Origin of the sequence: Effusibacillus pohliae DSM 22757, assembly GCF_000376225.1 — a bacterium.
Lineage (GTDB): Bacteria > Bacillota > Bacilli > Tumebacillales > Effusibacillaceae > Effusibacillus > Effusibacillus pohliae.
In genome coordinates, this window is the sequence record NZ_AQXL01000132.1 from 120,343 (window position 1) to 129,451 (window position 9,109).

Below are 9,109 nucleotides of genomic sequence, written 5' to 3' on the forward strand. Positions count from 1 at the left end.
TCAATCTCCTTTCCCGTTTGTTTTATTTAAAGTATCCACCCGCAGTTCCACTTCCATCCGGCTGACGGAACCCGCCAAAAGCATCTGATAGCCGACACGCAAGCGTCCGCCTGCTCTCGACAGCCGGTTTTCCAGACGAAACGTACGGATTTCGAGCGGCAAACTGCCATGGGGCGTGATGAATTGGGTGGCATCAGCCGCCCCCCGCCTGAATAACGCTTTCATGCCGGCCGCTCCCTGCCGGATGAGGGAAGCTTGCGAAGGCTCGATTTTCCATGTGGTTTGCGTCGTTTGGCCATCCTCGCCAGCTTCCCGATAAGCGATGTACAGTGCGTTATCTTTCAGGTACAGATGTCCCTGTTCGCTCAAAGTAAATGTCTGCGATGTACCGTCTTCCAGCGTTTGACGGGTATGAATCCGAACCCGGACGGGAATTTTCTCCACACCGTCACCCCCCTCCCTACTGTAGCAAAAATTAAAATGACCTGCACCAAAAATGCAGGTCTGCGGCTGAGAGGACTCCCGCTTCAGCGCAACACGGGGCCTGACTCGGCTGATTTTTTTGTACACGCGTACGAACACATGCGCTATAATTATCTGAAAAGTGTTCTGTACGGGGAGGTGAATCCATTCCCATGCTGCACCACAAAGCCTTTCGCTTTGGCATCTACCCTACACCGGAGCAAATCACCCTCCTTCGCAAGATGTTTGGATGCTGACGCAACGCCTAAGGAGGTGGGAATGTTCAAAATTCGAAGCAAGACGGGGGCCAAATAGGGAACAAAGACGATTCAAGTGGGGAAGGGGATATGGATGGCCAAAATTTTGATCGTGGACGATGCGGCATTCATGCGGATGATGTTGAAAAATATTCTCGCCCAGCACGGCCATGAGGTGATCGGGGAAGCGGTCACCGGCAAGGAAGCGGTCGAGAAGTACCAGTTGCTGCGGCCGGACCTCGTGACGATGGACATCACGATGCCCGATATGGACGGGATTGAGGCGGTCGAGAAGATCCGCCAGCTCGACCCGGACGCCAAGATCATCATGTGCTCGGCGGTGGGACAAGAAGTGTTGGTACGGAAAGCGATCTCCTTGGGCGCAAAAGATTTTGTCGTCAAGCCGTTTGAAGCGGACCGGGTGGTTTCCGCGATCAACCAACTGTTCGAGTAATTGGAACCCGCCGATCGGCGGGTTCTTTTCATATCTTGCCGCTGAAAAAAATCGCTGCGGCAATCGTCCCCACCATCAGCGCAAAAAAGATGCAAGCCAGATACATCTCCGAATCCAGCGGTTCATTGTTTCTGCACGGCGGATCCTTCACCGGCAGTTGCCTGACGAACCGTTCTCCCCGCCAGATACAGGTTGCTCAACAAGGCGAGCAAGATCGTTCCCACCGTCAAAACGACGACTCCCTGCCAGGCAAACGATTTCCACAGCAGCCCCGGCACCCATGCCCCGAGGCTTCCGCCCAGATAAAAAAACACCAGGTACAAAGACGTGGCAGCCCCGCGGGATGTGGCGGCGATATCGGTGACATAAGCGGTAGTGGCCGACTGGGACGCGAAATTGCCTAATGTCAACAGACAGCAACCGGCAACCAGCGCGGGAATGGACGGCCCAAGCGACAGCAGGATGCCGGATGCCCCAATCAGGTGACCGATCGCCATCGTCGCCCGTCTGCCGATTCTGTCGGACAGGAAACCGGCCGCCGGAGCGGACAACATCCCGCAGACATACGTCACAAACAGCAGCGAAATTTGCGTCACGCTGAGAAAAAACGGGGCCTGGGCGGCATGAAACGGCAGGTACGTAAAAAACCCGATAAACGCAAAAAATTGCGAAAACCCGATGAAAAAGGCACCCAGCAAAGCCGGATTGCGCAAGTAAACCAGAAAACTGCCGGCATGTCGTCCCGATTGATTGGTGGACGCCGGCAGAAACCGCCAGACCAACAAAACTACGATAGCAGAACCGACGGCGATCACTGCGAATACCGCATGCCAGGAAAACGCCTCCGCGATCGGACCGGATATCACCCGCCCCAACAAGCCACCCGCCACATTTGCACTGACATAGATGCCCATCACCCGTCCTCGTTGCGAAACCGGAAACTCCTCCGCGGCGTAGGCCATGAGAATCGCTGTTACGCCGGGGATGAACAGGCCGCATATCGATCGCCAGAACAAAACGGTTGCAAACGAATCAGCGATCGACTGCATGACGCTTGGCAGCACCAGCAGTCCGCTTGACAGCAGGATCACTTTTTTTCGGTCCCAACGGTCAAACAAGGGAGCCATCAGCAAGGATGACAGCGCCAGCGCAAAAATCGTGGCGGAAATCACCAGGCTGGCGGTCGCGATCGATATCTGAAAATCTTCCGCCAATAACGGAAGCAACGGTTGCGGCGCATACAGCACCACAAACACATTGGTGGCCGCGAGAAACAGAATTAGCAATCGGTTCATCCATGCGTCCCCCAATCTCTATCTGAAAGTATACCAGAAAATTCCCTGGTCGCGACCGCAATTTGCAGACGACCGGGATACCGGAGTCGCTGTTGCCGGTCCCGTTCGCAAAATTTGTGGAAATGACCAACGGTACGGTGATCGACGCACCACTTCAATGAAATAAGTTGCAGTTTATTTGGAGGGAGTAATGTGAAAAAAATCGGTTGCCCTAGAGATGACGCCCATGCTGGGCGTACATGAAAATGGCGTGCAAACCGATGCCGGTTTCCACGCCATTTCACATCCCTACTTCACAAACCCCAGCAGCACTTCGCGGATTACCTTCGAGGCAACGATCTGCGACAGTTCGGACGGGTCGATGCCAGGCGCGACTTCGACGATGTCGAAGCCGACCACATTCAGCTCCGCTTCGGCGATCGCATGGATCGACTGCAGCAGTTCGAGCGATGTGATGCCGCCCGGTTCGGCCGTTCCGGTGCCGGGCGCGAACGCCGGGTCCAACACGTCGATATCGACCGTCACATAGACGGGACGCCCCTTCAGTTCCGGCAGCACTTTGCGCAGCGGCTCCAATACGGTGAATGGGTAAAAATGGGTGTTCTCCCGCCCCCACTGAAATTCTTCACGCGTGCCGGAGCGGATGCCAAACTGGTACACGTTTTGCGGGCCGATCAATCCGGCCGCCTTGCGAATCACGGCTGCATGGGAATATTCCTCACCCTCGTAATGCTCCCGCAGATCGGCGTGCGCGTCGATATGGATCAGCGCAAGCCCCGGATATTTTTTCGCGACTGCCTGGATCGGCCCCCACGTCACCAGATGTTCGCCGCCGATGCCCAGCGGGAACTTGCCGTCCGCCAAGATCTTCTCGACAAAATCGCGGATCTGCTTAACCGACCGCTGCGGATTGCCAAACGCCAGCGGAATGTCGCCGGCGTCAAAATATCTCACATCTTCCAGATGCCTGTCCAGGTACGGGCTGTATTCCTCCAACCCGATCGACACTTCCCGCACGCGCGCCGGGCCGAGCCGGGTGCCGCTACGGAACGACACCGTCCAGTCCATCGGCATCCCGTAAATCACCGCCTGCGCCGCTTCATAATCCTGCGTCGCGCCGATAAACTCATTCCCATTGTAGGCAGGATCAAATTTCATCGGATGCAATCCCCTGTTCACTTCAACAATTCCTCCACGAACTTCGGCAGATTGAAGATCGACTTGTGGATCTTCGGCGAATAGTATTTCGTTCCGGGCGGATCGAACAGGTTTGACTCGTCCACTTCCAGCGGATCATATTTTTTCGATCCCATCGTGAAGCTCCACAAGCCGGACGGATAGGTCGGAATCGAAACGGTGTAATAGCGGGTGACCGGGAAAATCGACGCGATATCCTTAAACACCCGCCGGATCAAATCGCGGTTGAACCAGGGCGACTCGGATTGTGCGACCATGATCCCGTCTTCCTTCAGCGCCTCATAAATCCCCTGGTAAAAATCTTTCGCGAACAGCCCCACAGCAGGGCCGACAGGTTCCGTCGAGTCGACGAGAATGATATCGTATTCGTTCTTGTGTTCCATCACATGCTTGATGCCGTCAATCACCTGCACATCCACTTTCGGATTGCCGGTCAGTTCGCTCGCGATCTGCGGCAAGAACTGTTTCGACACTTCGATCACGCGGCCGTCGATCTCCGCCAGAACCGCTTTTTCGACGCTCGGATGTTTGACGATTTCACGGATCGCCCCGCCGTCGCCGCCGCCGACCACCAGCACCTTTTTCGGATTCGGATGCGTGTTCAGCGCGACGTGCGAAATCATCTCATGATAGACGAATTCATCCTCATCGGTCGTCATCACCATGCCGTCAAGCACGAGCATTTTCCCCCACTGCAGCGTCTCGATCAGATCGATTTGCTGAAATTCCGATTTTTCCGTATGCAGCGTTTGCTTGACTTTGGCCGTAATGCCAAAATTCGCCGTTTGCTTCTCCGTGTACCAGAGTTCCATCGACTGTTGATCCTCCTCATCTTCGTCCGATTATCGCCAACCGGCTTCCGCTCGGCCAAAACCTCATCTATCCACAGGTTGCCTCCGCCTGCCGGATGCTATCCGCATGTCGCTCCCATGCAATGTGCATTATTATACATCATGGTTTATCATCTAGCAATTTTGCCCATACTGGTTGCTAGCCGATCTGCACCAAGGAGCGTGGTGTTGATGTCTGATAAACCGAATCTGCTGGAAGATACATGGTCCGCAACGGAGAGCACGCCGGCTGCCGGCTACAACCGCGCCCGCCGCAAAAAAATCCTGCTGTTCAGGCTGGGCCTTTATTTTGCGACCGTTACTTTTTTATCCGCCTTCTTTTTCTATTTGTACGTCCGGTTTGCGCCGCTGCCGGACAGCGATCTGGCAACCCATTCGCGGATCGTGTCGGCCGATGGCACGCTGCTGGCCGATCTGACCACCAACGGGGAAAATCGGCTGAAAGTATCGATCAGCGACATCCCGATCGATCTGCAAAATGCCACGATCGCGATCGAGGACGCCCAATTTTATCAACACGGCGGCTTCAACCTGCGCGGAATCGCCCGGGCCCTCTACGTCGACCTAAAAAACGGGGAAGTCTTGGAAGGCGGTTCGTCGCTCACGCAGCAGTTGGCGAAAGTGATGTACTTGCCGTATGACCGGACGTTCTCGCGGAAAATACGCGAGGTCCTGCTGACGATGCAGTTGGAAGCCCGCTACTCGAAACAGGAAATTCTCGAACAGTACCTGAACGCGGTCTATTACGGTCACGGAGCAAACGGCGTCGGCAGCGCCGCCCAGATCTATTTTAACAAACCGGTGTCCGAGCTGAACCTCGCCGAATGCTCCATGTTGGCCGGCATTCCGCGAGGCCCTGCCATCTACTCGCCGCTCGACGACCTGAACAAGGCGAAGGAGCGGCAGCGGCAAGTCTTGCAGGCGATGGTGCGAAACGGTTATATCACGCAGGAACAGGCCGATGCGGCGTATCGGCAGAAGCTGATTTTTGCGGAAAAAAAGGAGGTTCTCAACGGTGCCGCTCCCTACTTCACCCGGTATGCCACCTGGGCGGCCCTCAACCAGAACGGGGTACCGGAAGACGAGCTGTATCGCAGCGGCTTGACTTTGCAGACGACGCTCGATGTGAACATGCAAAAAGCGGCGGAAGCGGCCATCCAGAAATACCTCCCGGCCAATCCAGGCCTGCAGGTCGCGTTAATCGCTATGGATCCGCAGACGGGAGCGATCAAGGCGATGGTGGGCGGCAAAGACTTCAACCAGTCCAGCTACAACCGCGTGTTGGCGAAACGGCAGCCGGGTTCCTCGTTCAAACCGCTCGTCTATCTGACGGCGCTCGAGAACGGGGTGACACCGGCCAAAATGGTGAAAAGCGAGCCGACCACCTTTACCTATGACAAAGACAAAACCTATCCTGTAAAAAATTTCAACGACCTGTATTCGTATGAAAATATTGGCATGCGCGAGGCGATCAAAAAATCGGACAACGTCTACGCGGTGTCGACAATCCTGGACGTGACTCCGCAAAAAGTGGTCGAAACAGCCAAGCGGCTGGGAATCGAAAGCGACCTGCAGCCCTATCCGTCGCTCGCGCTCGGCGTGTTTCCGGTGTCGCCCCTGGAATTGGCGCGCGCCTACGCGGTGCTGGCAAACGGCGGCAGGCTGGTCGAACCGACCGCGATCCAGCAAGTGGTGAACGCCTACGGCCGGGAGATCTATCACCGCGATCCGCAGGCCCAACAGGTGGCTGATCCGCGAGACGTGTTCATCCTGACCGACATGATGAAAAGCATCTTCGAACCGGGCGGGACGGGCGCTCGCGTTGCCCGCTCGGTCGCCAACTGGGTAGTTGCCGGGAAGACTGGTACGACCGACACGGACGCCTGGATGGCCGGTTTTTCGCCGAACCTGGTGACAATCGTCTGGGTCGGCTATGACAAGGACCGGCTTTTGAATGCCCAGGAATCGTACGCTGCCGCCCACATCTGGGGCGACTTCATGAAAAACGCGCTCGCCGACACGCCAGCCAGTGATTTCTCCCGGCCGGACGGACTGCTGAAGCTGAATATCGATCCGGCCACCGGCATGCTCGCCTCCAAAAACTGCCCGCGCGTGCAACGGGAATTTTTCAAGATCGGCACGGAACCTGTGCAAGAATGCACGGAACATCGCGGGGACGCATTGGACAGGGACAAGAACAACCAGCCATCCGGCCAGTCGAGCGTGAAGAAATTCTGGGATTGGTTCCGCGGCGGATCGCATTAACCGCAGTCAATTCTTTCCGTTTGAAAGTTTGCCTATTTTCTGTTGACGCCTCCACCTCCATGTCGTACTGTAGGTAGTAATGAAGTGACGCGACGGAAGCGGAACAACGGAATGGAGGAAACCGATATGGCGTTTGGATTGTCCAACCGGGTTAAAGGGATCGCGCCATCGCCGACCCTGTCGATCGACGCAAAAACGAAAGAATTGATTGCCCAAGGCCGTGACATCGTCAATTTGAGCGTGGGCGAACCGGACTTCGGTACGCCGGAACCGGCCTGCCAGGCGGGGATCGCTGCCATTCAGGAAGGCTTCACCAAATATACGGCGGTGCCCGGCATCAATGAGCTGCGGAAAGCGATCGTCAAGAAATTGCTGGAGGAAAACGGGCTCGCTTACGAAATCGACGAAATCATCGTCTCCAACGGGGCGAAGCATTCGCTGTTCAACGCATTCATGGCGCTTTGCAACCCAGGCGACGAAGTGATTCTGCCGGCTCCGTACTGGGTCAGCTATCCGGAGATGATCCGCCTGGCTGACGCAGAACCGGTGATCGTTCTGACAGACGAATCGACCGGCTTCAAACTGACACCGGATATGCTGCAAAAAGCGATCACGCCCAGAACGAAAGCGCTGCTGCTCAACTCGCCCAGCAACCCGACGGGAGCGGTCTACTCCCGCGAGGAACTGCAGGCGTTGGCGGAAGTCATTGAACAGCACGAGTTCTACGTGATTTCTGACGAGATTTACGAAAAAATGGTGTACGGCATCGAGCATGTCTCGATCGCCTCCCTCTCCGAAGCGATGAAAAAGCGGACGCTGGTGGTCAACGGCTTCTCGAAGGCGTTTGCGATGACCGGTTGGCGCGTCGGTTATATCGCGGCCGACCGAATGATCGTCAAAGCGATGACCAGCTTCCAGAGCCAGACGACGTCCAACCCGGCTTCGATTTCGCAACGGGCCGCCGTCAAAGCGCTGGATTGTTTTGACACGAGGGCGATTGAACTGTTCAACAAACGGCGCGATTACGTGCTGAAGCGGCTGCGTGGGATGCCGCTGATCGAATGCATCGAGCCGCAGGGCGCTTTCTACGTGTTCCCGAACGTGGCGAACATTATCGGCAAATCCTACAACGGAACCAAAATCGACTCCGCCAACACATTCGCCACCCTGCTCTTGGAACACGCAAACATCGCGCTGGTGCCGGGCGAAGGATTCGGGGCCCCGAACAACATCCGCATCTCCTATGCGGTATCGGATCAAGACCTGCAAAAAGCGATGGACCGCCTGGAAGCGTTTTTGAAAGAAGTGGAATAGTAGCACTGACGAGGGCACGTCTTGCACGGCAAGGCGTGCTTATTGTTTGCACGGGGGGAGGGAACGACCGGTGAGCGACTGGACCGTGCGGGTTAAGAGGAGAGTCCCGTGGTTGCAACCAGCAAAAATGACCTTTTCCAGATAGGATTTGATGAAACCTATTTTTTCCTCATTTCAGGCAGAGAACAATCGATTTTAAAAGATTAAGGAAGAATTCACCATCTAATTCAACACAGTTCATAGGGTTTCTCCTATACAAATTTCTGGGTCCCATGATATGCTTAGAGAAACTCGTATAATTCTATTCATGGAGGTGATACATCTTTTACTTTTCGCTATGGCGTTTATGGCCATTTTTAAGAAAATTAGGGGTATGGGGGGTATACGACTTGCTGTTTGTTGGTTTCAGGAAATTCCGTCTTATTATTTTGCCGGTTTTGGTTCTGCTTGCGACCATGTTGTTTGATTTTTCTCCGGCTGGCGCAGCTAGCACACCTGGCGTGACGAATCGTAGAGTTTTTGACGTAACTGCGCAATCCCTCACTGTACGAACTTGTCCGGATCCCGGTTGCTATGGGTTCTATACTCAATACACCGGTCACGATGAAGTCGAATATGAAGCTAACCCAAATGGTAACTATCCTCAAGGTGGCTCATATTATTATGCCCATGTGGATTACGTTCAGAGTGGCTCAGGGGGCTATTCTGATAGTAGGAATGGGTATATTGCTTATTTCACCACATGGGGCGAATACTATATGGTAACCGCCCGCACGGTAAAAAATTACACTTCATCAGTTCAATATATTTATTACTTGTCTGACTTTTCTCGATCGCCTAAAGGCTGTCAATAGCGGATTAAAACTCCCCAAAAAAATCGCGCTCAATTCCCCACAAACAGCGGATTCAGTTCCCCAAAATCATCGCGCATCTTTCCCCAGACATATGTTCGGTCTATGCGGTCACCTCCTCCTTCAGCGCATGTGTCACCCCGGCGCGCAGCTTGTCCTTCAT

9 protein-coding genes are annotated in these 9,109 nt (G+C 54.8%); 5 read left to right on the forward strand and 4 right to left on the reverse strand.

The window, feature by feature from the left end; translation table 11 throughout:
* Positions 1–444 carry a DUF1934 domain-containing protein gene (locus tag C230_RS0115875; protein WP_018133042.1) on the reverse strand — a complete coding sequence of 148 codons (444 nt, stop codon included), beginning with the start codon at positions 442–444 and terminating at the stop codon, positions 1–3.
* A 191-nt stretch (positions 445–635) separates the two neighbouring features.
* On the opposite strand from C230_RS0115875, the gene C230_RS22090 reads away from it, so the two are divergent.
* Together C230_RS22090 and C230_RS0115880 are read left to right on the forward strand one after the other, a co-directional pair.
* Entirely contained in the window at positions 636–719 is an 84-nt protein-coding gene (locus tag C230_RS22090; protein ID WP_083910624.1) for a helix-turn-helix domain-containing protein, read from the forward strand.
* Positions 720–813: 94 nt separating this feature from the next.
* Positions 814–1,173, forward strand: coding sequence for a response regulator (locus C230_RS0115880; RefSeq protein WP_018133043.1), 360 nt, complete (start codon positions 814–816; stop codon positions 1,171–1,173).
* Between the two features lie 122 nt (positions 1,174–1,295).
* Here the strand turns inward: C230_RS0115880 and C230_RS0115890 are convergent, their stop codons facing one another.
* From C230_RS0115890 to speE, 3 genes are all read right to left on the reverse strand, one after another.
* Entirely contained in the window at positions 1,296–2,468 is a 1,173-nt protein-coding gene (locus tag C230_RS0115890; RefSeq protein ID WP_018133045.1) for an MFS transporter, read from the reverse strand.
* A gap of 288 nt (positions 2,469–2,756) precedes the next feature.
* Positions 2,757–3,626 carry an agmatinase gene (speB, locus tag C230_RS0115895; protein ID WP_026174370.1) on the reverse strand — a complete coding sequence of 290 codons (870 nt, stop codon included), beginning with the start codon at positions 3,624–3,626 and terminating at the stop codon, positions 2,757–2,759.
* 17 nt (positions 3,627–3,643) lie between these two features.
* Positions 3,644–4,477, reverse strand: a complete 834-nt coding sequence (gene speE, locus C230_RS0115900; RefSeq protein ID WP_018133047.1) for a polyamine aminopropyltransferase — start codon at positions 4,475–4,477, stop codon at positions 3,644–3,646.
* A 210-nt stretch (positions 4,478–4,687) separates the two neighbouring features.
* On the opposite strand from speE, the gene C230_RS0115905 reads away from it, so the two are divergent.
* The 3 genes from C230_RS0115905 to C230_RS22695 all read left to right on the forward strand — a co-directional run bounded on the left by C230_RS0115905 (position 4,688) and on the right by C230_RS22695 (position 8,949).
* The gene (locus C230_RS0115905) at positions 4,688–6,781 is read left to right on the forward strand and encodes a transglycosylase domain-containing protein (protein WP_018133048.1); all 2,094 of its coding nucleotides are present in this window, start codon (positions 4,688–4,690) and stop codon (positions 6,779–6,781) included.
* 126 nt (positions 6,782–6,907) lie between these two features.
* Positions 6,908–8,095, forward strand: coding sequence for a pyridoxal phosphate-dependent aminotransferase (locus C230_RS0115910; RefSeq protein WP_018133049.1), 1,188 nt, complete (start codon positions 6,908–6,910; stop codon positions 8,093–8,095).
* A 389-nt stretch (positions 8,096–8,484) separates the two neighbouring features.
* The gene (locus C230_RS22695; RefSeq protein ID WP_156807483.1) at positions 8,485–8,949 is read left to right on the forward strand and encodes a hypothetical protein; all 465 of its coding nucleotides are present in this window, start codon (positions 8,485–8,487) and stop codon (positions 8,947–8,949) included.
* Positions 8,950–9,109: the final 160 nt, after the last annotated feature.